Origin of the sequence: Bradyrhizobium sp. 192 (genome assembly GCF_023100965.1) — a bacterium.
Lineage (GTDB): Bacteria > Pseudomonadota > Alphaproteobacteria > Rhizobiales > Xanthobacteraceae > Bradyrhizobium > Bradyrhizobium symbiodeficiens.
In genome coordinates this window covers 6,916,733-6,937,662 of the sequence record NZ_CP064690.1, presented here as the reverse complement: position 1 = coordinate 6,937,662, position 20,930 = coordinate 6,916,733, and the positions used below count along the sequence as shown (strand labels likewise).

At 66.0% G+C, this 20,930-nt stretch carries 18 protein-coding genes; 17 read left to right on the top strand and 1 reads right to left on the bottom strand.

Annotated features, from left to right (window positions below; genetic code table 11):
• Positions 1 to 117: 117 nt before the first annotated feature.
• Positions 118 to 471, top strand: coding sequence for a YciI family protein (locus tag IVB24_RS32460; RefSeq protein WP_094977842.1), 354 nt, complete (start codon positions 118 to 120; stop codon positions 469 to 471).
• Positions 472 to 493: 22 nt separating this feature from the next.
• Positions 494 to 1,726 carry an RNA polymerase sigma factor gene (locus IVB24_RS32455; RefSeq protein ID WP_247770448.1) on the top strand — a complete coding sequence of 411 codons (1,233 nt, stop codon included), beginning with the start codon at positions 494 to 496 and terminating at the stop codon, positions 1,724 to 1,726.
• Between the two features lie 40 nt (positions 1,727 to 1,766).
• Here IVB24_RS32455 and IVB24_RS32450 read toward each other — a convergent pair whose 3' ends face one another.
• Entirely contained in the window at positions 1,767 to 2,549 is a 783-nt protein-coding gene (locus tag IVB24_RS32450; RefSeq protein ID WP_247770447.1) for an N-acetylmuramoyl-L-alanine amidase, read from the bottom strand.
• Between the two features lie 523 nt (positions 2,550 to 3,072).
• Between IVB24_RS32450 and rsmH the strand changes: the two genes are divergently transcribed.
• The 15 genes from rsmH to ftsA all read left to right on the top strand — a co-directional run bounded on the left by rsmH (position 3,073) and on the right by ftsA (position 20,914).
• Entirely contained in the window at positions 3,073 to 4,062 is a 990-nt protein-coding gene (rsmH, locus tag IVB24_RS32445) for a 16S rRNA (cytosine(1402)-N(4))-methyltransferase RsmH (RefSeq protein ID WP_247770446.1), read from the top strand.
• A gap of 3 nt (positions 4,063 to 4,065) precedes the next feature.
• Positions 4,066 to 4,458 (top strand): hypothetical protein, encoded by a 393-nt coding sequence (locus IVB24_RS32440; protein ID WP_247770445.1) that lies wholly within the window; start codon positions 4,066 to 4,068, stop codon positions 4,456 to 4,458.
• Positions 4,455 to 6,197: a penicillin-binding protein 2 gene (locus tag IVB24_RS32435; RefSeq protein WP_247770444.1), complete on the top strand. Its 1,743-nt coding sequence runs from the start codon at positions 4,455 to 4,457 to the stop codon at positions 6,195 to 6,197. Before IVB24_RS32440 ends, IVB24_RS32435 begins: the two co-directional genes overlap by 4 nt.
• 80 nt (positions 6,198 to 6,277) lie before the next feature.
• Positions 6,278 to 7,735, top strand: a complete 1,458-nt coding sequence (locus IVB24_RS32430) for a UDP-N-acetylmuramoyl-L-alanyl-D-glutamate--2,6-diaminopimelate ligase (protein ID WP_247770443.1) — start codon at positions 6,278 to 6,280, stop codon at positions 7,733 to 7,735.
• Complete coding sequence (murF, locus tag IVB24_RS32425) at positions 7,732 to 9,111, top strand: UDP-N-acetylmuramoyl-tripeptide--D-alanyl-D-alanine ligase (RefSeq protein ID WP_247770442.1); 1,380 nt, start codon at positions 7,732 to 7,734, stop codon at positions 9,109 to 9,111. Before IVB24_RS32430 ends, murF begins: the two co-directional genes overlap by 4 nt.
• 89 nt (positions 9,112 to 9,200) lie before the next feature.
• A complete protein-coding gene (gene mraY, locus IVB24_RS32420; protein ID WP_094893878.1) occupies positions 9,201 to 10,304 on the top strand; it encodes a phospho-N-acetylmuramoyl-pentapeptide-transferase in 1,104 nt (367 codons plus the stop codon).
• Between the two features lie 7 nt (positions 10,305 to 10,311).
• A complete protein-coding gene (murD, locus tag IVB24_RS32415; RefSeq protein WP_247770441.1) occupies positions 10,312 to 11,709 on the top strand; it encodes a UDP-N-acetylmuramoyl-L-alanine--D-glutamate ligase in 1,398 nt (465 codons plus the stop codon).
• A 2-nt stretch (positions 11,710 to 11,711) separates the two neighbouring features.
• Complete coding sequence (locus IVB24_RS32410; RefSeq protein WP_247770440.1) at positions 11,712 to 12,110, top strand: hypothetical protein; 399 nt, start codon at positions 11,712 to 11,714, stop codon at positions 12,108 to 12,110.
• A 206-nt stretch (positions 12,111 to 12,316) separates the two neighbouring features.
• A complete protein-coding gene (gene ftsW / locus IVB24_RS32405) occupies positions 12,317 to 13,468 on the top strand; it encodes a putative lipid II flippase FtsW (RefSeq protein WP_140480873.1) in 1,152 nt (383 codons plus the stop codon).
• A 181-nt stretch (positions 13,469 to 13,649) separates the two neighbouring features.
• Positions 13,650 to 14,753, top strand: coding sequence for an undecaprenyldiphospho-muramoylpentapeptide beta-N-acetylglucosaminyltransferase (murG, locus tag IVB24_RS32400; protein WP_247774221.1), 1,104 nt, complete (start codon positions 13,650 to 13,652; stop codon positions 14,751 to 14,753).
• Between the two features lie 136 nt (positions 14,754 to 14,889).
• Positions 14,890 to 16,293, top strand: a complete 1,404-nt coding sequence (gene murC, locus IVB24_RS32395; RefSeq protein WP_247770439.1) for a UDP-N-acetylmuramate--L-alanine ligase — start codon at positions 14,890 to 14,892, stop codon at positions 16,291 to 16,293.
• Positions 16,294 to 16,297: 4 nt separating this feature from the next.
• A complete protein-coding gene (gene murB, locus IVB24_RS32390) occupies positions 16,298 to 17,218 on the top strand; it encodes a UDP-N-acetylmuramate dehydrogenase (protein ID WP_247770438.1) in 921 nt (306 codons plus the stop codon).
• A 22-nt stretch (positions 17,219 to 17,240) separates the two neighbouring features.
• Positions 17,241 to 18,227: a D-alanine--D-alanine ligase gene (locus tag IVB24_RS32385; RefSeq protein WP_166468385.1), complete on the top strand. Its 987-nt coding sequence runs from the start codon at positions 17,241 to 17,243 to the stop codon at positions 18,225 to 18,227.
• A gap of 351 nt (positions 18,228 to 18,578) precedes the next feature.
• Positions 18,579 to 19,595, top strand: coding sequence for a cell division protein FtsQ/DivIB (locus tag IVB24_RS32380; protein WP_247770437.1), 1,017 nt, complete (start codon positions 18,579 to 18,581; stop codon positions 19,593 to 19,595).
• The gene (gene ftsA / locus IVB24_RS32375) at positions 19,592 to 20,914 is read left to right on the top strand and encodes a cell division protein FtsA (protein ID WP_094977348.1); all 1,323 of its coding nucleotides are present in this window, start codon (positions 19,592 to 19,594) and stop codon (positions 20,912 to 20,914) included. Before IVB24_RS32380 ends, ftsA begins: the two co-directional genes overlap by 4 nt.
• Positions 20,915 to 20,930 lie beyond the last annotated feature (16 nt).

The window sequence follows — 20,930 nt, the reverse complement described above, 5'->3', positions numbered from 1 at the left end:
TCAAGCCGATATCGCGACCCACGATCCGCCCGAAATAATTTATCCTGAAGATGTCGTTTGCTGCGTGCCCCGTTCGACTGGATGTCGGCGACACAGCCGAGCAACAGGAGTGAAGCGATGCAATATCTGCTGATGATCTACCAGAACGAGGTGGAATACGCGAAGAACGACGCCGCCACGGCCCAGAAGCTGATGGCCGAATACCAAACCTTTACCCAAGGCATCATCCAGAGCGGCAATTTCAAGGCCGGCGATCGGCTGCGGCCGACCACGACCGCGACGACGGTACGCGTGCGCGACGGCAAGACGCTGACGACCGACGGGCCGTTTGCGGAGACCCGCGAGCAGCTCGGTGGCTACTATCTGATCGAGGCCAAGGATCTGAACGCCGCGATCGAGATCGCGGCGCGGATTCCGAGCGCGAGGATCGGCTCGATCGAGGTACGGCCGATCTGGGTCTACGACAAGTGACGGCTGGCCCGCGCATCGACGCATGACCCCTTCCGAGATCGACAAGATCTTCCGCGACGAGGCGGGGCGGGCGCTGGCCACGCTGATCCGCCTCGTCGGCGATTTCGATCTGGCCGAGGACGCGCTTCAGGATGCTTTTGCCGTCGCGCTGGAACGCTGGGCGGCGTGCGAGGTCCCGGACAATCCACGCGCCTGGCTGGTCAATGTCGCCAGGAACAAGGCGATCGATCGCGTCAGGCGCCAAGCCGTTTTCCGCGGCAAGCAGCAGGCGCTCCTGCACGAGATCGAGCTCAACGCGCAAGCAGTCGACGAGCCGCCGGCAATGCTCGACGACGACATGCTGCGGCTGATCTTCACCTGTTGCCATCCTGCCTTCGCAGCCGAGGTTCAGGTCGCGCTGACGCTGCGCACGGTCTGCGGACTGTCGACCGTCCAGGTCGCGCGCGCTTTTCTCGTCGGCGAGGAAGCGATGGCGCAGCGGCTGGTCCGTGCGAAGCAGAAGATCAGGCTCGCCGGCATCCCCTACGAGGTGCCCGAGCGCGACGCGCTGGCGCCGCGGCTCGATGGCGTGCTCGCGGTGATCTATCTGGTCTTCACCGAGGGCTATGTCGCGACCGGGGGCGCGGATCTGATGCGACCAGATCTTGCGATTGAGGCCATCCGCCTCGGCCGTTTGCTTGATCGGCTGATGCCGGACCGCGGCGGCATCAAGGGTTTGCTGGCCCTGATGTTGCTGCATGATGCGCGCCGCGCCGGACGCGAGACATCAGCCGGCGATATCGTATTGCTCGAGGAGCAGGACCGCACGCTGTGGGATCGTTCGCAGATCGAGGAGGGCCTGCGTCTGGTCGAGGATGCGCTGCGCGTACCCGGACGGCCACAGCCTTATGCCGTGCAGGCTGCGATCGCCGCGCTGCATGCGCGTGCGCCGAGCTTTGAGCAGACCGACTGGCGGCAGATCACCGGGCTCTACGAGGTGTTGCTGCGCATCGCTCCCTCTCCGGTGATCGAGCTCAACCACGCTGCTGCCGTGTCGATGGTCGACGGGCCGGCACGTGCGCTCGATCTCGTCGATGCGATCAGCGCCCGAGGCGGGCTGCGCGGCTATGAGCTCTTGCCCGCTGTGCGCGCCGATCTGCTGCGGCGAATCGGGCGCAAGGATGAAGCGCGCGCGGCGTATCAGGCTGCGACCGCGGCGACTCAGCTCGAGCCATTGCGGCGGCTGTATGCGCGGCGGGTGAGAGAGATGGGGTAGGGCCTCCCGTGCCCCGGAGCGGACTGCGCGGCCATCGCCGTCACTTCGACGCGACGGCCGTGCCCTCTGCCGGCAAGCTCGCCAGCAGCGCCTGCAATGTCGACAGCGTCGAGTGGTCGGCGACACCGTCGAGCCGCGCAGGGCGGAAATGGCGCTGGAACGCGGTGACGACTTCCATGGTCGCGGCATCGTATTTGCCGGTCAGCGGCACGCCGTAGCCGTATCGGGCGAGCGCCTGCTGCAGGCTCAGCACCTCGTCGCTGATGGTGCCGAGCATCAGGGTCTCGCCGCGCACGACCGGGGCCGGCGTCACCCAGTGACCGACGCCGGAATTGGCCAGCGAGTGCCACGGAAACTTTTCGCCGGGGTCCTTCTTGCGCGCGGGCGCGACGTCGGAATGGCCGAGCACCCGGTGGGCCGGCACCTTGCGGCGAAGCATGATGCCGCGGCACAGCGCGATCACGGCGGCGATCTGGCGCAGCGGATATTCCGGATAGCCCCAGTCATGGCCGCGATTGATGATCTCGACGCCGATAGAGCAGGAGTTGATGTCGTCCTCGCCGGCCCAGGACGAGACGCCAGCGTGCCAGGCGCGCCTGGCCTCCGACACGCATTGCACGATGCGGCCGTCCTCCAGCACGACGTAATGCGCCGAGACTTCGGTCCCTGCCGTGCACAGCCGCGCCAGCGCGCCCTCGACATCGGGCATGCCGGTGTAGTGCAGTACGATCATATCGGGCTGCCGCGCCTTGTTGCGCTCACCATAGTTCGGCGAGGGGATGACGTCGGACACGATCGAGGAATCCGGCTCGAACGCCCTCATGCTCGCCGCGGCCTTGGGAACCGGGAGAACGCGTTGACGCTTCGAATCAGAACCAGACGGTGTGGACGAACCGGACGGCGGCATAGACAAACCAAGGTGGGACGGAGAGTGGGCCAAGCCCTTCTCTTTACTATTCCTTTACCCTCCACCGTGCGCAATCGCGCGGCGCGGTTAACGGATGCATTTTGGCGCACTGTGTGGATGAAGCATCACCGCCTCATCAGCTTTTCGACTTGTGAGCAGCCGAGCAACGCTTTCTTAACGCTAAGGGTCGTTACTGAGGGATGAAGAGCCGACCCGCGTCCGGAGGCGGCCAAAGCGTATTTTGGCTCGAAATCCAATGGCTGCCCGACAAATTCCGCTGGGAACACTCGGTTTGCGGTCCGGGACGATCGGGCTCGGTAACCATACTGGACTGGGGCATTGTCGTGGAACCGCCGCGACGCGGAATGATTCGAGGCGTTATGGGCTTGTTCGTCCCCGATCTCGCTTGGACGTCAGGGACCGTCGGCAGGCGTGGCGCATGAGCTCGGTTCCGCATATCCCCGTTCTCGGTCGCGAAGCCGTCGACCACCTCGCCCCACGCGCGGGCGGTATCTATGTCGACGCCACCTTCGGCGCCGGCGGCTACAGCCGCGCCATTCTCGACGTGCCGGGAACCCGGCTTATCGCCATTGACCGCGACCGCACTGCTATCGCTGCAGGCGCCGAACTGGTCGAACGTTCCGCGGGCCGGCTGACGCTGGTCGAGGACCGATTCTCCAATCTTGCCGAGGTCTGCGCCGCGCAAGGCGTGGACGCCGTGGACGGCGTCGTGATGGATGTCGGGGTGTCCTCGATGCAGCTCGACCAGGCCGGCCGCGGTTTCTCGTTCCGCCTCGACGGCCCGCTCGACATGCGGATGGGGCAGGCGGGGCCGACCGCCGCCGACGTGATCGCGCGTGCCTCCGAAGGTGATCTGGCCGACATCATCTATCTCCTTGGCGAGGAACGGCATTCGCGCCGCGTCGCCCGCGCCATCGTCGCGGACCGTCAGGAGACCCCGTTCACGACCACGCGCGCGCTCGCCGACCTCATCGGCAGGGTGGTGCGCTCGAAGCCCGGCGACATTCATCCGGCGACGCGGACGTTCCAGGCCCTGCGCATCTTCGTCAACGAAGAGCTCGACGAACTTCAGGCCGCGCTCGCTGCGGCCGAGCGCGTGCTCAAGCCCGGCGGCCGCCTCGTCGTGGTCTCGTTCCATTCGCTGGAAGACCGCATCGTCAAGAATTTCCTCTCCGAGCGTTCGAAGACCGGCGGCGGCTCGCGGCATCTGCCGGAGGTGGCTCAAGTTCCGCCGAGCTTCCAGCTTCTCACGCGGCGGCCTGTGGTCGCCGGCGACGACGAGGTCGCGCATAACCCGCGCGCGCGCTCCGCAAAGCTTCGCGCGGCCGAGCGCACCTCGGCGCCCGCGCATGACGATGGCGAACCATCTTCCTGGCCAAGACTCTCCGACGTGATGAGGGGCGGCTAGCGCATGCGCATCATCCACCTCTTCGTCATCGGCGCGCTCATCTTCGCGGCGGCCTATGTCTACCGGATCAAGATGGACTCCACGGCGCGCACCGAGAAGGTGTTGCGGCTGCATGCGGAGATCCGCGAACAGCGCGACGCGATCGCTTCGCTGCGATCCGAATGGGCCAAGCTCGATGCGCCGCTGCGCCTGCAAGGGCTGTCCGACCGGCATCTGCAGCTCAAGCCGGTCAGCGGCACGCAATATGACTCGCTGAAGAATCTGCCGGAGCGTCCGCCGCGGATGTTCCGGCCGGGCGAGCCCGACCCGATTGGGGCGATGCTCAACACCATCGAAGCCGCGAGCGATCCTGACAATGTGACGGGCTCCGTGCCTCAGCCCGAGGACAAGCAATGAGCGCTGCGACTCCGGTCAAACCTGCGGAACCCTGGCGGCAGCGGCTGATCCGCAGCCTGCTCTACGGGCGCAACGTCGACCGCGCCGCGAAGGCGCGCGCGCGCGTCGGTCTCGTCATGCTCGCCTTCGCCTCGGTCTACGTCCTGATCGGCGGCCGGCTCGTGATGTTCGCGATCGGCGCCGATGCGCACGGCGCACGCCGCGCCGCGGCGCAGGAAGTGGTGGCGACAGCACGGCCCGACATTGTCGACCGCAACGGCGCCATCCTTGCGACCGACGTCAAGGCGGCGAGCCTGTTCGGCGAGCCGCGCCGCATCATCGACAAGGACGAGGCGATCGAGCTTCTCACGGCGACCGTGCCCGACCTCGACGAGGCCGAGGTGCGCGAGCGCCTGAGGACGCGCAAAGGCTTTGTCTGGCTCAAGCGCGAGGTCACGGCGCAGCAGCAGCAGGCCATCCACAAGCTCGGCATTCCCGGCATCGGCTTCCTGCGCGAGAACAAGCGCGTCTATCCGACCGGCAACGAGGTTGCCCACCTCATCGGTCTCGTCAACATCGACAACCAGGGCATCGCCGGCATCGAGAAGTGGCTCGACAATCAAGGTCTCGCCGATCTCCACCGCGCGGGCTTTGCGACAGACCGGCTGCAAAAGCCGATCGAGCTCTCGGTCGATCTGCGTGTCGAGCACGCGCTGCGCGACGAGTTGCTGAAGGCCAAGGAGAAGTTCCACGCCAAGGCGGCGTCCGGCATCGTCTCCAACGTCAAGACCGGTGAGATCGTGGCCATGGTCTCGCTTCCCGATTTTGATCCCAATAATCCCAAGGAAGCGCACGACCCCGACCGCATCAATCGCCTGACCACCGGCGTCTACGAGATGGGCTCGACCTTCAAGGCGTTCACGCTGGCGATGGCGCTCGATTCCGGCAAGATCAACCTGAACACGATGTGGGACGCGCGCGGAAATCTGCACTACGGCAAGTTTACCATCCACGACAGCCATCCGCTCGGACGCTTCATCAACACCAAGGAAGTGTTCACCTACTCGTCCAACATCGGCGCGGCGCGGATCGCGCTGGGGCAGGGCGTGGAGGCTCACAAGGCGTTCCTGGCCAAGATGGGTCAGCTGACGCGTCTTCGCACCGAGCTGCCGGAGAGCGCGGCGCCGCTGATCCCGCGGCGCTGGAGCGAGCTCAACACCGTCACCGCCGCGTTCGGCCAGGGACTGTCCGTGGCGCCGCTGCAAGCCGTGATGGGCATCAACGCGCTGGTGAACGGCGGCTATCTGATTCCGCCGACCTTCATGAAGCGCACGCCGGAAGAAGCCGCAGCATTGGCCAAGCGGGTCGTCAGAACGGACACCAGCGACAAGATGCGGTATCTCATGCGGCTCAACGCCGAGATCGGTACTGCCAAGACCGCAGACGTCAAGGGTTATTACGTCGGCGGCAAGACAGGCACGTCCGAGAAGGTCATCAACGGCCGCTACGCCAAGAAGCGCGTGCTCAATTCGTTCACCGCGATTCTGCCCTGTGATGATCCGAAATATCACGTCCTGATCATGCTGGACGAGCCGCAGGCGCTGCCCGAAACGCATGGTTTCATCACGTCCGGCTGGAACGCGGTGCCGACCGGCGGCAAGGTGATCGAGCGGATCGCGCCGCTTCTGGGCATCGAGCCGCGGTTCGACCTGCCGCCTGCGGACCGCCTTATTCTTGCAGCATCCAGGACAACCCAGTAATCAATCGGGTGGGCCGTAGCCGCTGCTGAGTCGGGGATTTCCCTCGAAATTCGGCTCTCCGGTACGGCGACTGGAAGTCCATGAAGCTGCGCGACCTCTTAGGCCATGACGCCGCGATCGAGCCCGCAATTGCGGCGCTCGAGGCGACGGGCCTTGCGCTCGACAGCCGCGTGGTCAAGGCCGGCGATCTCTTCTTCGCACTCGCGGGCAGCAAGACCGACGGGGCGCGCTTCATCGATGCCGCGGTGGCCGCAGGCGCCGTGGCTGTCGTCGGTGACCATGCGCCGACCGGCAGCAAGGTGCCGTTCATCACCGTCGCCAATCCGCGCCGCGCGCTGGCGCTCGCCGCGGCGAGATTCTTCCCGTCGCAGCCGGCGACCATCACCGCGGTGACCGGCACCAGCGGCAAGACCTCGGTCGCGGCGTTTACGCGTCAGATCTGGGAGCGGCTGGGCCATGCCTCCGCCAGCATCGGCACCATCGGCCTCGTCTCGCCCAAACGTACAGTCTATGGCTCACTGACGACGCCGGATCCGATCGCACTGCATCGACAGTTGGATGAGATCGCGCGCGACGGGGTGACCCATCTCGCCTTCGAAGCATCGTCGCACGGGCTCGATCAGTATCGCCTCGACGGCGTGCGCGTCTCCGCCGGCGGCTTCACCAATCTCTCGCGCGACCACATGGATTATCATCCGACCGTCGCGCATTATCTTGCGGCGAAACTCCGCCTGTTCCGCGAGCTCGTGCCCCCGGGCGGCGCGGCAGTGATCTCGGCCGATCATGACTGCTCGGCGGAGGCGATCGATGCCGCAACCAGGCGCGGCCTGCACGTGATGGCGGTCGGCCGTCACGGCGACGGGGCAGGCGAAGGCATCTGCCTCGTCAATGCCGAGGTCTCAGGCTTCTCGCAAGAGCTTTCGCTCGTACATCGCGACAGGGCCTACGCCGTCCGGCTGCCGCTGGTCGGCGAGTTCCAGATCGAGAACGCGCTGGTGTCGGCCGGCCTTGCGATCGGCACCGGCAGCGATGCGGCCAACGTGTTTGCGAGCCTCGAACATCTCGAAGGCGCCAAGGGCCGGCTCGAGCGCGTCGGCGAGCGCAACGGCGCGCCGATCTTCGTCGACTATGCGCACAAGCCCGATGCGCTCGCGAAGGCGCTGCAGGCACTCCGGCCCTACGCGAAACGAAAGCTGGTCGTCGTGTTTGGCGCCGGTGGCGACCGCGATGCCGGCAAGCGTCCGATCATGGGCGAGATCGCGGCCGAGAACGCCGATCGCGTCATCATCACCGACGACAATCCGCGCAGCGAGAAGCCCGAAACCATTCGCGCCGAAATCCTCGCAACCGCAAAGGGCGCCCGCGAGATCGGCGACCGTGCCGCGGCAATCCGAACCGCGATCGGGGAACTTCAGGAAGGCGATGCACTGCTCGTCGCCGGCAAGGGACACGAGACCGGGCAGATCGTCGGCGGAGAGGTTCTGTCGTTCAGTGATCACGAGGCGGTCGCCGCCGCATTAGCGTCGGGGGTTGCATGAGCGCGCCGATATGGACGGTTGCCGAAGTGGCGCGCGCGCTGGGCGCGGAGGGGACGTTCCCGGACACCCCGATCGATTTCGTCACCCAGGACAGCCGCCTGGTGAAACCGGGCAGCCTGTTCGTGGCGCTGAGCGGCACGCCGAGCGGCGGCTTCGTCTCGGCCTTCGCCAGCGCGCGCGACGGCTGGGAGTTCGCGGACATAGCGGAAGCCTCGGGCGCGGTCGCGATGATCGTGCCGCACGAGATCGCGGGCATCCGGATTCCGCAGATCGTCGTCAAGGACACGCTGATCGACGGCCTCTGGGGCCTCGCCCGCGCCGCCCGCGCCCGCTTCCACGGACCGGTGATCGGGCTCACCGGCAGCGCGGGCAAGACCAGCACCAAGGAATTCCTGGCGGCCTATCCGAACGCCTATGCGAGCCCGTCCAGCTTCAACAATTTCTGGGGCGTGCCGCTGACGCTGTGCAATGCGCGGCCGGATGCCAGCCTCTGGGTCGTCGAGATGGGCATGAACCAGAAGGGCGAGATCGCGCGGCTGAGCGAATTGACCCGGCCCACGGTCGCGCTCGTCGTCAACGTCCAGCCCGTGCATCTGGAAAAGCTCGGCTCGCTCGAAGCCATCCGCCGCGAGAAGGTGTCGATCGCGCTCGGCCTGCCCGAGCATGGCGTGCTGGTGCTGCCAGCCGGGCTGAAGGCATCCGAATGGAAGGGCAAGGTGGTGCGCTTCGGCGAGCATGCCGAGGTGCACGAGGTCACGCACGCGCCGCATGGCGAGAGCTGGCAGGTCGTGGCCATGATCGGCAAGAAGCAGATCGCCTTCAGCCTGACGCCGGGCGCGCCGCACCGCGTGCAGAATGCGCTGGCGGCGCTTGCCGCCGTCCGTGCGGCGAACCTCGATGCATCGACGCTCGCAATCAAGCTCGAGCGGGTCGGCATCATGACCGGCCGCGGGGTCGAGCAGGCGATCGGCGGTATCACCGTCATCGACGACAGCTTCAACGGCAATCCGGCCAGCGTGGCCGCTGCCCTGCAAAGCCTGCAGGCGCGTCATATGAGCGGCGGCCGCCGCATTGCGGTGCTCGGCGACATGCTGGAGCTGGGCGATGACGCGCCGGACTATCACACCGGCCTCACCGGGCATCTCGACGGGATCGACGGCGTCTACTGCGTCGGCCCTCTGATGCGCCACCTCTATGACGTGCTCCCGGCCGGCAAGGGTCTCGGCTGGCACGACGATCCCGCCACGCTGAAGCCGAGTGAGGTCGCGAACCTGCTGAAGGCAGGCGACGTCGTAGTTGTCAAGGGCAGCAAGAAGATGTTCTGGGTCAACAAGTTTGTGCCGGGCCTGATGGCCGCCTTGCAGGCAAAGGCGTAAACTGCTTGGAAGGCGCCGTTCCCGAATCCCACCCTTTGCGGCGCGCTGCCGTCCGGTTTCCCAGAGGTCGCGCGATAGGACCCGTCTGAATGTTTTACTGGCTGATCGACCTTTCCAACACATTTTCGGGCCTCGGTGCCGTTCGCACCTTCTTGAACGTGTTCCGCTACATCACCTTCCGCACCGGTGGCGCCGTCGTCACCGGCGCGCTGTTCGTGTTCCTGTTCGGGCCCTGGATCATTGATCACTTACGCATCCGCCAGGGCAAGGGCCAGCCGATCCGGGCCGACGGTCCGCAATCGCATCTCGCCAAGAAGGGCACGCCCACGATGGGCGGGCTGATGATCCTGTCCGGCCTCACGGTCGGCACGGTGCTGTGGGCCAATCCGCTCAATCCCTATGTCTGGATCGTGCTGGCGGTGACGCTCGGCTTCGGCTTCGTCGGCTTCTATGACGACTACCTCAAAGTGACCAAGCAGACCACGACCGGCTTCGGCAGCAAGCTGCGCCTGCTGATCGAGGCGGCGATAGCGCTGGTGGCGTGCTACGCTCTGGTGCGGTTGAACCGCGATCCCGCATCGACCGCGCTGACGATTCCCTTCCTGAAGGACACCGTGCTGCATTTCGGCTGGTTCTTCGTCATCTTCGGCGCCTTCGTCATCGTCGGCTCCGGCAACGCGGTGAACCTCACCGACGGTCTCGACGGCCTCGCCATCGTTCCCGTGATGATCGCGACCGCGAGCTTCGCGATGATCGCCTATCTCGCCGGCAACGCGGTGTTCGCCGAATACCTGCAGATCAAATATGTCGCCGGCACCGGCGAGCTCGCGGTGCTCTGCGGCGCGCTGTTGGGCGCCGGCCTCGGCTTCCTCTGGTTCAACGCGCCGCCGGCCTCGATCTTCATGGGCGACACCGGCTCGCTCGCGCTCGGCGGCATGCTGGGCGCCATCGCGGTCGCGGTGAAGCACGAGATCGTGCTCGCGGTGATCGGCGGCCTGTTCGTGCTGGAGGCGGTTTCCGTCATCGTGCAGGTGGTATCGTTCAAGCTCACCGGCAAGCGGATCTTCCGGATGGCGCCGATCCACCACCATTTCGAGCAGCTCGGCTGGACCGAGCCGCAGATCGTGATCCGCTTCTGGATCATCTCGGTGATGCTGGCCCTCGCCGGCCTGTCCACGCTGAAGCTGCGGTGATCCCTCGATGATTCCCGTCACGTCCTTTGCCGGCAAGACCGTCGCGGTGTTCGGCCTCGGCGGCTCGGGGCTTGCCTCCTGTCACGCGCTGAAGGCCGGTGGTGCCGAGGTGATCGCCGCGGACGACAATGCGGAGAATGTCGCCAAGGCCGCGCAGGCCGGCTTCATCACCGCCGATCTGCGCAATGTGTCCTGGACGAATTTTGCAGCCCTCGTGCTCGCGCCCGGCGTGCCGCTCACCCATCCGGTGCCGCACTGGAGCGTGCTGAAGGCGCGCGAGGCAGGCGTCGAGGTGATCGGCGACATCGAGCTGTTCTGCCGTGAGCGCCGCCGCCACGCACCGAACGCGCCGTTCGTCGCCATCACCGGCACTAACGGCAAATCGACCACGACGGCGCTGATCGCGCATCTGACCAGGTTCGCGGGCTACAATACCCAGATGGGCGGCAATATCGGCACCGCGATCCTGTCGCTGGAGCCGCCGCGCATGGGCCGCGTCCACGTCATCGAGATGTCGTCCTACCAGATCGACCTCACGCCTTCGCTAGATCCCTCCGTCGGCATTCTGCTGAACGTCAGCGAGGACCACATCGATCGCCACGGCACCATTGAGCACTATGCCGCGGTGAAGGAGCGCCTGGTTGCCGGCGTGCAGGACGGCGGCACCGCGATCGTCGGCGTCGACGACGGCTTTTGCCGCGACATCGCCGACCGGCTCGACCGCGCCGGCAAGACCGTGGTGCGCATCTCCGTCAAGAACCCGCTCGCGTCAGGCATCCATGTCGAGCACGGCAATATCGTGCGCACCTCGGGCGGCGCCCGCAACGATATTGCAGCGCTCGGCGGCATCGGTTCGCTGCGCGGCCAGCACAACGCGCAGAACGCGGCCTGCGCCGCCGCAGCTGCACTCGCGCTCGGCATCGGCCTCGATGTGCTGCAGAACGGCCTGCGCAGCTTTCCGGGCCTTGCCCACCGCATGGAGCAGGTCGGCCGCCGCGGCAACGTGCTGTTCGTCAACGATTCCAAGGGCACCAACGCCGACGCTACCGCGCATGCGCTGTCGTCCTTTGCCGACATCTTCTGGATCGTCGGTGGCAAGCCGAAGGCCGGCGGCATCACTGGCCTGACCGGCTTCTTCCCGCGCATCCGGAAAGCCTATCTGATCGGCGAGGCCGCGCAGGAGTTTTCGGGAACGCTCGGCACGGTGGCGCATGAGATCAGCCAAACCCTCGACGTCGCCGTCGAGCATGCCGCGCGCGATGCGGAAGCCTCGGGCCTGACCGACGCAGTTGTGCTGTTGTCGCCGGCCTGCGCCTCCTTCGACCAATACCGCAACTTCGAAATCCGCGGCACCAAGTTCCGCGAGCTGGTGCAGGCGCTGCCGGGCGTGAAGCCGGTGGTGTGAGAATGTCGCGGCGACGCTGGATTGGAATTGCCGTCGCTGCTCTTGCTGTTCCGATCGGTTTCCTCGGCGTCGTCCTCATCGACAGCGTCATGCACCAATCCGGTGCATGCCGCGTCGTTCGACAGCGCGCCTTCGCCTCGCCAAACGGTAGCCAGTTGGTCGTCGTGGTCTGGAAGTCGTGCGGAGCGGCGGTACCCGACAGCACGCAAGCCAGCATCGTGGCGCGCGGCCGGACGTTTTCGCCTGAGAGCACGCCGACCTTTCTCAGCGTGCGCGGGCACCTCGATCCCGTCGTCGTCTGGAGTAGCGAGCGGGCGGTCAGGATCGGTTTCATTCCCGGGCCAGACCAAGTCTACAAGCGCGACGCACGCGTTGGGGATGTCACGATCAGCTACGAATAGGTTCTCGTGTCCCGGACGCGCAGCGTGCAACGCTGCTGCGCAGAGCCGGGGCCCCGGAAGCTGCTGGGCCCCGGACGCAGCGCACCGCAAAGGGCGCTGCGCTGCGTCCGGGGCACGAGACTCTTCGAAACTTGAACAAGCTATTAACCCAGCGGTAACCAACCTCGGCGACCAATGAACGGACCTCTATCCGAAAGCGGTCGCCCATGCTCTCCCGTGAAGAACGTACCCCCTTTTCCGAGTGGTGGTGGACCGTCGACAAGCCGCTGATGGGCGCCATCCTGGCGCTGATGCTGACCGGGGTGATTTTGTCGCTCGCGGCGAGCCCGCCGGTTGCGACCCGGATCGGGCTCGATCCCTTCCACTTCTTCAACCGCCACGTGATGTTCCTGCTCCCCTCGTGCCTGGTGCTGCTCGGAGTCTCCTTCCTGTCGCCGCGCGCGATCCGCCGCTCGGCCCTGATCATCTTTGCGGCGAGCATCATCCTGATCGTGCTGACGCTCGCGATCGGTCCTGAAGTGAAGGGCTCGCGGCGCTGGATCACGCTGCTCGGCGTCAACATCCAGGCTTCCGAGATCGCAAAACCGTCCTTCGTCGTCATCGCCGCCTGGCTGTTCGCGGAATCGACCAAGCGGCCGGAGATGCCGGCGACCACGATGGCGCTGGTGCTGCTGCTGATGCTGGTCGCGCTGCTTGTGATGGAGCCGGACTTCGGCCAGACCATGCTGATCCTGATGGTGTGGGGCTCGCTGTTCTTCATCGCAGGCATGCGCATGATCTGGGTATTTGGGCTCGCAGGTCTCGGCGCGGCCGGCCTGTTCAGCGCTTATCTGTTCGTCCCGCACGTGGCGGGACGCATCAAGCGCTTCATGAACCCGGCCTCGGGCGACACCTTCCAGGTCGATACCGCCATGGAGGCCTTCTACAACGGCGGCTGGTTCGGCCTCGGGCCGGGCGAGGGCATTGCCAAGCGCAGCCTGCCTGACAGCCACACCGACTTCGTGTTTGCGGTCGCCGCCGAAGAGTTCGGCATCATCCTGTGCCTGGCGATGCTGGCGCTGTTCGCCTTCGTCGTGATCCGCACGCTGTCGCGCGCTTATGCCACTGAGGACATGTTCTCACGCTTTGCGGCCTCGGGCCTTGCGATCCTGTTCGGGGTGCAGGCCGCGATCAACATGTCGGTCAACCTCCAGTTGATCCCCGCCAAGGGCATGACGCTACCGTTCATCTCCTATGGTGGCTCCTCGATCGTGTCGCTCGCCTATGGCGTCGGTATGATGCTCGCGCTGACACGGCTGCGCCCGCGCACCGAGGTCGAGGCCAGCGGCCATGCCGACGCGATGCGGAGTTACGCCTAGCCGCGCGTGTCCCGGACAAGCTCCGCGAAGCGGAGCGCAGAGCCGGGACCCAGAATGCCGCAATGATGAGCCCCGGTTCAGCAGCGCACCACGCCGCGAAGTGCGACGTACTGCGCTGCGCCCGGGGCACAAGCACGGTGTAGCCGGCTCGCATTGACGACAGGAGCCCTGTAAAAGGACAATTATGGACACTCCCCCCCTGATTCTTCTCGCCGCGGGCGGCACCGGCGGGCATTTGTTTCCGGCTGAGGCACTCGGCGTCGAGCTGATCCGGCGCGGCTTTCGCGTCCGCCTCGTTACGGATGAGCGCGCGCTGCGCTATAGCGGGCTGTTCACCAAGGATATGATCGACGTCGTCGCGAGCGAGACCGCGCGGGGCCGCAATCCGCTCCAGCTCGCCTATGCCGGCCTCACGCTCGCCGCCGGTACGCTCTCGGCCTATAAGCTGATCAAGCGGTTGAAGCCCGTCGCCGTCGTCGGCTTTGGCGGCTATCCGACCCTACCGCCGCTGGTCGCGGCCAAATTCGCCGGCGTGCCCGGCATCATCCACGACGCCAATGCCGTGCTCGGCCGCGCCAACCGGTTCCTGTCGAGCCGCGTGCGCGCCATCGCGACGTCCTTGCCCGGCGTGCTCGATCGCGATCCCGCACTTTCTGGAAAGACAACGACGGTCGGCACACCGATGCGCCCGGCGGTACTCGCCGCGGCTGCCGTGCCATATGCCGCGCCCGAGGTGAACGGTCCGCTGCGCCTGCTCGTCGTTGGCGGAAGCCAGGGCGCGCGCATCATGGCCGACATCGTGCCGGGCGCGATCGAGCGGCTCGAGCCTGCGCTGTGGAGCCGTCTGATCCTCACCCAGCAGGTTCGCGACGAGGACACGGCGCGCGTGCGTGCGGTCTACGACAGGCTCAAGATCAAGGTGGAGCTGGCGCCGTTCTTCACCGATTTGCCGGCGCGGCTCGCCTCCAACCATCTCGTGGTATCGCGCTCCGGCGCCGGCACTGTCGCCGAGCTCGCGGCGATCGGCCGGCCCTCGATCCTGGTGCCGCTGCCCGGCTCGATCGACCAGGACCAGTTCGCCAATGCCGGTGTGCTGGTCAAGGTCGACGGCGCGATCCGCATCCCGCAGACCGAGTTCAGCTCCGACCGGCTGGCCTCCGAAATTTCCGCCTTCGCCGTCGAGCCCGCGCGCCTCGCCGCCATGGCCGCAGCCGCGAAGGGGGCAGGTCGGCTCGACGCCGCCGACCGGCTGGCTGATCTCGTGGCCAAAGTCGCGGGAATCTGAGCCGAAGCGGACCGATTTTCGTATTTTTGCCGTCATGGCCGGGCTTGTTCCGGCCATCCACGTCTTGCATGAAGTAGCTTGGGATTCGTGTGGCCGGGACAAGCCCGGCCATGACGACGGAACCACGGGATAAGCCATGAGACTGCCGCGCGAGATCGGACCCATCCACTTCGTCGGGATCGGCGGGATCGGCATGAGCGGCATCGCCGAGGTGCTGGTCAATCTCGGCTATGCCGTGCAGGGCTCGGACGCCTCCGACAATTACAATCTCGACCGCCTCCGCAAGAAGGGCGCCAAGGTGTCGGTCGGCCACAAGGCCGAGAATGTCGACGGCGCCGAGGTCGTCGTGGTCTCCACCGCGATCAAACGCGACAATCCGGAACTGATGGCGGCGCGCGAACGGCGCATCCCCGTGGTGCGCCGCGCCGAGATGCTGGCCGAGCTGATGCGGCTGAAGAGCTGCGTCGCGATTGCCGGCACCCACGGCAAGACCACGACGACCACGATGGTTGCAACGCTGCTCGATGCCGGCGGGCTCGATCCTACGGTGATCAACGGCGGCATCATCAATGCCTACGGCTCCAACGCCCGCCTCGGGGCCGGCGATTGGATGGTGGTCGAAGCCGACGAGAGCGACGGCACGTTCCTGAAGCTGCCGACCGATGTCGCGATCGTCACCAATGTCGATCCCGAGCATCTCGATCATTTCAAGACCTTCGAGGCCGTGCAGGACGCCTTCCGCCATTTCGTCGAGAATTTGCCGTTCTACGGCTTCGCCGTGATGTGCATCGATCACCCGGTCGTGCAGAGTCTCGTCGGCAGGATCGAGGATCGCCGTATCATCACTTACGGCGAAAATCCGCAGGCCGATGTGCGGCTCGTCGATCTCACCCCGATGGGCGGTGGCTCCAAGTTCAAAGTCGCGTTCCGCGATCGCAAGACCGGTGCCGTGCACGAGATCGCCGATCTCATGCTGCCGATGCCGGGCCGCCACAACGCCTCCAACGCGACGGCGGCGATCGCGGTCGCGCGCGAGCTCGGCGTCTCCGACGACGCGATCCGCAAGGCGATCGCCGGCTTCGGCGGCGTCAAGCGCCGCTTCACCAAGACCGGCGAATGGAACGGCGTCACCGTGATCGACGATTACGGTCATCACCCCGTCGAGATCGCAGCGGTGCTCAAGGCGGCGCGCGATTCCTACACCGGCAAGGTGATTGCCGTGGTGCAGCCGCATCGCTACACCCGCCTGCAATCGCTGTTCGAGGAATTCTGCACCTGCTTCAACGACGCCGATGCGGTCATCGTCGCCGACGTCTATGCCGCGGGCGAAGCGCCGATCGAGGGCATTGACCGCGACCATTTCGTGACGGGCCTGCGCGCCCATGGCCATCGCGAGGTTGTCCCGTTGCCGGGCGCGACGGAGCTCGCGGGCATCGTCAAGGGATTGACGAAGTCCGGCGATCTCGTCGTGTGCCTGGGCGCGGGTAACATCACGCAATGGGCGTATGCGCTGCCGGACGAATTGAAGGCGCTGGGGTAGGGCAGTGGGATTCCCCGACATCACGCCCGATCTCAAAGCCGCGATGCCGGACCTTCGTGGCCGCCTGCTCGCCAACCAGTCGCTCGCCGAACTGACCTGGTTTCGCGTCGGTGGTCCTGCGCAGGTGCTGTTCACGCCGGCGGACGAGGACGATCTCGCTTACTTCCTCGCGCATCTTGCGCCCGACATTCCCGTCTATGTCGTCGGCGTCGGCTCCAACCTGATCGTGCGAGTGGGCGGCATTGCGGGCGTCGTGATCCGCCTGGCGCCGCGCGCCTTCGGCGAGGCGAGCGCGAGCGGCGATGTCGTCACCGCCGGCGCTGCCGCGCTCGACAAGCGCGTGGCGGAAGTGGCTGCATCCGCCAATATCGGCGGGCTCGAATTCTACTTCGGCATTCCCGGCACCATCGGCGGCGCATTGCGGATGAATGCGGGCGCCAATGGCGGGGAGACCAAGGACGTGCTGATCGAGGCGCGCGGCGTCGGGCGCGACGGCACGAAGCAAATCTTCTCCAACGCCGATATGAAATTCGTCTACCGCAACAGCGGCGTCGATCCCTCCATCATCTTCACTTCCGCGCGCTTTCGCGGCGAGATCAGGGACACGGAGGCGATCCGCGCGCGCATGGCGGAGGTGCAGACCCACCGCGAAACCGCGCAGCCGATCCGCGAAAAGACCGGCGGCTCGACCTTCAAGAATCCGCCCGGCCATTCCGCCTGGAAGCTGGTCGACGCCGCCGGCTGCCGCGGTATGCGCGTTGGCGGCGCGCAGGTTTCCGAGATGCACTGCAATTTCCTCATTAACACTGGCGATGCCACCGCGCGCGACATCGAGACGCTCGGCGAGACCGTGCGTGAACGCGTGAAGGCGAACTCCGGAATTGAGCTACACTGGGAAATCAAGCGGATCGGAATTCCCGGTTAACCTGGACAGGCGACGAGAGAACATGCGCATCACCATCCTCTTCGGCGGCACCAACCGCGAGCGTCTGGTTTCGGTCGCCTCGGCCCAGGCCCTGCATCAGGCGTTGCCCGAGGCCGATCTGTGGTGGTGGGACGTCGAGGACAAGGTGCACGCCGTTCAGTCGAAGCAACTGCTCGAACATGCCCGCCCCTTCGAGGACGAGTTCAAGCCCGGAACATCAGGCATCCCGCTGGAGCAGGCGCTCGATCAGGCCAGGGCCGAGGATCGGGTGCTGGTGCTCGGCCTGCATGGCGGGCGCGCCGAGAACGGCGAATTGCAGGTGATGTGCGAAGCGCGCGGCGTACCCTTCACCGGCTCGGGTTCGGCGTCCTCGCATCTGGCCTTCGACAAGATCGCGGCCAAGCATTTCGCCGCGCTCGGCGGGGTGACGCCGCCGGCAAACATTGCGCTCGACAACATCGACGAGGCCTTCGCCGAATACGGCAGGCTGATCGCAAAGCCGGCCAGGGACGGCTCGAGTTACGGCCTGATCTTCGTCAATGCCAAGCAGGATCTCGTCGCCGTCCGCAACGCGGCCAAGCACGAAGAGTATGTGATCGAGCCCTATATCGCCGGCGTCGAGGCGACCTGCGGCGTGCTGGAGCGTACCGATGGTTCGATCATCTCGCTGCCGCCGATCGAGATCATTCCGGGTGAGGGCAATTTCGACTACGCCGCAAAATATCTCCTGAAGTCGACCCAGGAGATCTGCCCCGGGCGCTTTTCACCCGAGATCACCGCCGCGCTGAAGGCGCAGGCGATGCTGGCGCACCGCGCGATGTCCTGCACCGGCTATTCCCGGTCGGACTTCATCGTCTCGGACAGGGGCCTCGTTTATCTCGAGACCAACACGCTGCCCGGGCTGACCAAGTCCTCGCTCTACCCCAAGGCGCTGAAAGCCGAGGGCATCGAGTTCGTCGACTTCCTGCGGGGCCTGGTCGAGCTCGCCGGGCGGGGCGTGCGAAAATAGTTAGGACTGGTTAACGGCCAAACGGGCGAAACGGCCCACTTTGGGGTCCAAAACCGGTAAAATGCCGGACATCGCGGCATAAATGCCTCACATGGCGGGGCAAAAAGCATTCCGCGTTAACGAACTTTACCTTTTGTTTACCAGGACGTCCGAAGGTTAACGCTGGCGGCGCATATGGCGTTTTGACTGCCGGCGCGTGGGCTGTTGTGGGTGTGATGCCACCTCCAGCGCACGCTTTGATGGGGAGAGGCTTCTTCTGCTGAAGACCAGCACCCGGCCCGGCAAGACCGAGACGTCATGTTCGCCAGGACCCGCGCGATGTCGCGGGCAAACTGTTGACGAGCTCGTGCAATGGATGGAGCAGGAAGCCTCACCCGGTCGCTTTTCAGATCGCTGAGGCCCCAAGCTGACCTGAAGGCGGCCGCTGTCGGAGCGGTCGTGCTTCTGCGCGAGTGGCTGCAGGACAGGCGTGACGAGAGGCGCGCGGCCGCCAAGGACAAGATCAAGGCCAAGGCCCTCGTCGAGCGCGAGCCGCCGCCGCGCGTGGTCGCGGTGATCGAGCGCTATCTGCCGCGCCGGGTCGGGATCACAATGACCGTGCTGCTGCTGATCGGAAGCTGCGGTTTCGGCATCGTCAAGGGCGGCCATCTCCAGGATTTCATCGCCGCGGTCAGCGATGCCCGCAACGCGCTGGCCAATTCCGCCGGCTTCCGGATCACCTCCGTCGTGATCAACGGCCGCAAGCAGCTCAGCCAGGACGAGATCCTGGCGATCGGCGGCGTCAGCGGCCGTTCCTCGCTGCTGTTCCTCGATGCCGACGGCGTGCGCGACAAGCTCAAGGCCAATCCGTGGATCGCCGATGCGACCGTGCTGAAGCTCTATCCGGGCCAGCTGATGATCGAGCTCACCGAGCGCAAGGCGTTCGCGCTGTGGCAGGAAGCCGGCCGGCTCTCTGTCATCGCCGATGACGGCGCCGTGCTCGAGCCCTATGTGTCTCGGCGCTTCCTGTCGCTGCCGCTCGTGGTCGGCAAGGGCGCCGACACCCAGGCCCGCGATTTCCTCGCTCTGCTGGCGCGTTATCCGCAGGTCAATTCGATCACCAAGGCCGCGATCTTCGTCGGCGAGCGCCGCTGGAACCTGAGGCTCAAGGACGGTCTCGACATCCGTCTGCCGGAACAGGACGTCGGCAACGCGCTGGCGATGCTGTCCAAGCTCGACAAGGAGGACAGGCTGTTCTCGCGCGACATCGTCGCCGTCGACATGCGCCTGCCCGATCGCCTGGTGGTGCAGCTGTCCGAGGACGCCGCCAAGGCGCGCGAGGAGCTGTTCAAGGACAAGAAGAAAAAGAAGGCCGGGGATTCCGCATGACCGGTCTCGATCGCACCCAGACGCCGAAGACGCGCCCGATGCCGCACAAGCGCGGCGGTCTCGTCGCCTGCCTCGACATCGGCACCAGCAAGATCGCCTGCATGATCGCGCGGCTGAAGCCGTCGCCGCCGAGCGAGGCGCTGCGCGGCCGCACCCATGCGGTGGAATTGATCGGCTACAGCCAGATCCAGTCGCGCGGCATGAAGGCCGGCGCGGTGATCGATCTCGGCGAATGCGAGCAGGCGGTTCGCCAGGCCGTCGCGCTCGCGGAAAAAATGGCCAAGGTGCGGGTCGAGTCCGCGCTGCTCTCGGTCTCCGGCGGCCGGCTTTCCGGCCAGCTGGTCGAGGCCGCCGCCGACATCCGTGGTGGCGCCGTGACGCAGGCCGATGTCAGCCGCGTCACCTCCACCGGCATGCGTCACGCCACCGGCGAAGGCCGTACCGTGCTGCATGCGCTGCCGGTCGGCTACACGCTCGATGGCGTCAAGGGCATCCGCGACCCACGCGGCATGGTTGCCCATCAGTTCGGCGTCGACATGAACGTCGTCACCTGCGACGCCACCGTGGCGCGGAACCTGATGCTGGCGGTGGAACGTTGCCACATCAATGTCGAAGCCATGGCGGCGAGCCCCTATGTCGCCGGATTGTCGGTGCTGACCGACGACGAGGCCGATCTGGGCGCTGCCGTCGTCGAGATGGGCGCCGGCACCACGACGATTGCCGTTTATTCCGGCGGCCGTTTCGTTCATGCGGCGGGTTTTGCGGTCGGCGGGCAACACATCACGATGGATCTCGCGCGCGGACTCTCCGCGACCATTGCCGATGCCGAGCGAATCAAGACGTTATACGGGACCGTCATCACCGGCGGATCGGACTCGCGTGAGCTGATGTCTGTGCCGACAGCCGGTGACGAGCAGGATCTGCCGCAGATCGTCTCCCGCGCCACCATCGCCAACATCGTCAAGCACCGTGCCGAGGAAGTCTTCGAAATGGTTCGGGACAAGCTGAAGGATTCGCCCTTCGCCTCAGAGCCCAACGGCCGCGTCGTGCTCTCGGGGGGCGCCTCGCAGCTGACAGGCCTCGCCGAGCTCGGCAGCCAGATTCTCGGCCGGCCCGTCCGGGTCGGACGTCCGCTCGGCTTCGGCCGGCTGCCCAACGAGGCGAAGAACGCCGCGTTCGCGGTGCCGGCCGGCCTTCTCGTCTACCCGCAATATGTTCACCACGAACATGTCGAACCGCGGCACACGCGGCAGCAGGTCAAGACAGGGACCGGCGGTTATTTCGGAAAGGTCGGACGATGGCTACGCGAGGGCTTCTGATGACTCATTTCCGCAA

Excerpts from the sequence above, each read along its gene's own strand:
- IVB24_RS32460 (WP_094977842.1), top strand. The coding sequence starts at position 118 with ATGCAATATCTGCTGATGATCTACCAGAACGAGGTGGAATACGCGAAG.
- IVB24_RS32455 (WP_247770448.1), top strand. The coding sequence starts at position 494 with ATGACCCCTTCCGAGATCGACAAGATCTTCCGCGACGAGGCGGGGCGG.
- IVB24_RS32450 (WP_247770447.1), bottom strand. The coding sequence starts at position 2,549 with ATGAGGGCGTTCGAGCCGGATTCCTCGATCGTGTCCGACGTCATCCCC.
- rsmH (WP_247770446.1), top strand. The coding sequence starts at position 3,073 with ATGAGCTCGGTTCCGCATATCCCCGTTCTCGGTCGCGAAGCCGTCGAC.
- IVB24_RS32440 (WP_247770445.1), top strand. The coding sequence starts at position 4,066 with ATGCGCATCATCCACCTCTTCGTCATCGGCGCGCTCATCTTCGCGGCG.
- IVB24_RS32435 (WP_247770444.1), top strand. The coding sequence starts at position 4,455 with ATGAGCGCTGCGACTCCGGTCAAACCTGCGGAACCCTGGCGGCAGCGG.
- IVB24_RS32430 (WP_247770443.1), top strand. The coding sequence starts at position 6,278 with ATGAAGCTGCGCGACCTCTTAGGCCATGACGCCGCGATCGAGCCCGCA.
- murF (WP_247770442.1), top strand. The coding sequence starts at position 7,732 with ATGAGCGCGCCGATATGGACGGTTGCCGAAGTGGCGCGCGCGCTGGGC.
- mraY (WP_094893878.1), top strand. The coding sequence starts at position 9,201 with ATGTTTTACTGGCTGATCGACCTTTCCAACACATTTTCGGGCCTCGGT.
- murD (WP_247770441.1), top strand. The coding sequence starts at position 10,312 with ATGATTCCCGTCACGTCCTTTGCCGGCAAGACCGTCGCGGTGTTCGGC.
- IVB24_RS32410 (WP_247770440.1), top strand. The coding sequence starts at position 11,712 with ATGTCGCGGCGACGCTGGATTGGAATTGCCGTCGCTGCTCTTGCTGTT.
- ftsW (WP_140480873.1), top strand. The coding sequence starts at position 12,317 with ATGCTCTCCCGTGAAGAACGTACCCCCTTTTCCGAGTGGTGGTGGACC.
- murC (WP_247770439.1), top strand. The coding sequence starts at position 14,890 with ATGAGACTGCCGCGCGAGATCGGACCCATCCACTTCGTCGGGATCGGC.
- IVB24_RS32385 (WP_166468385.1), top strand. The coding sequence starts at position 17,241 with ATGCGCATCACCATCCTCTTCGGCGGCACCAACCGCGAGCGTCTGGTT.
- IVB24_RS32380 (WP_247770437.1), top strand. The coding sequence starts at position 18,579 with ATGGATGGAGCAGGAAGCCTCACCCGGTCGCTTTTCAGATCGCTGAGG.
- ftsA (WP_094977348.1), top strand. The coding sequence starts at position 19,592 with ATGACCGGTCTCGATCGCACCCAGACGCCGAAGACGCGCCCGATGCCG.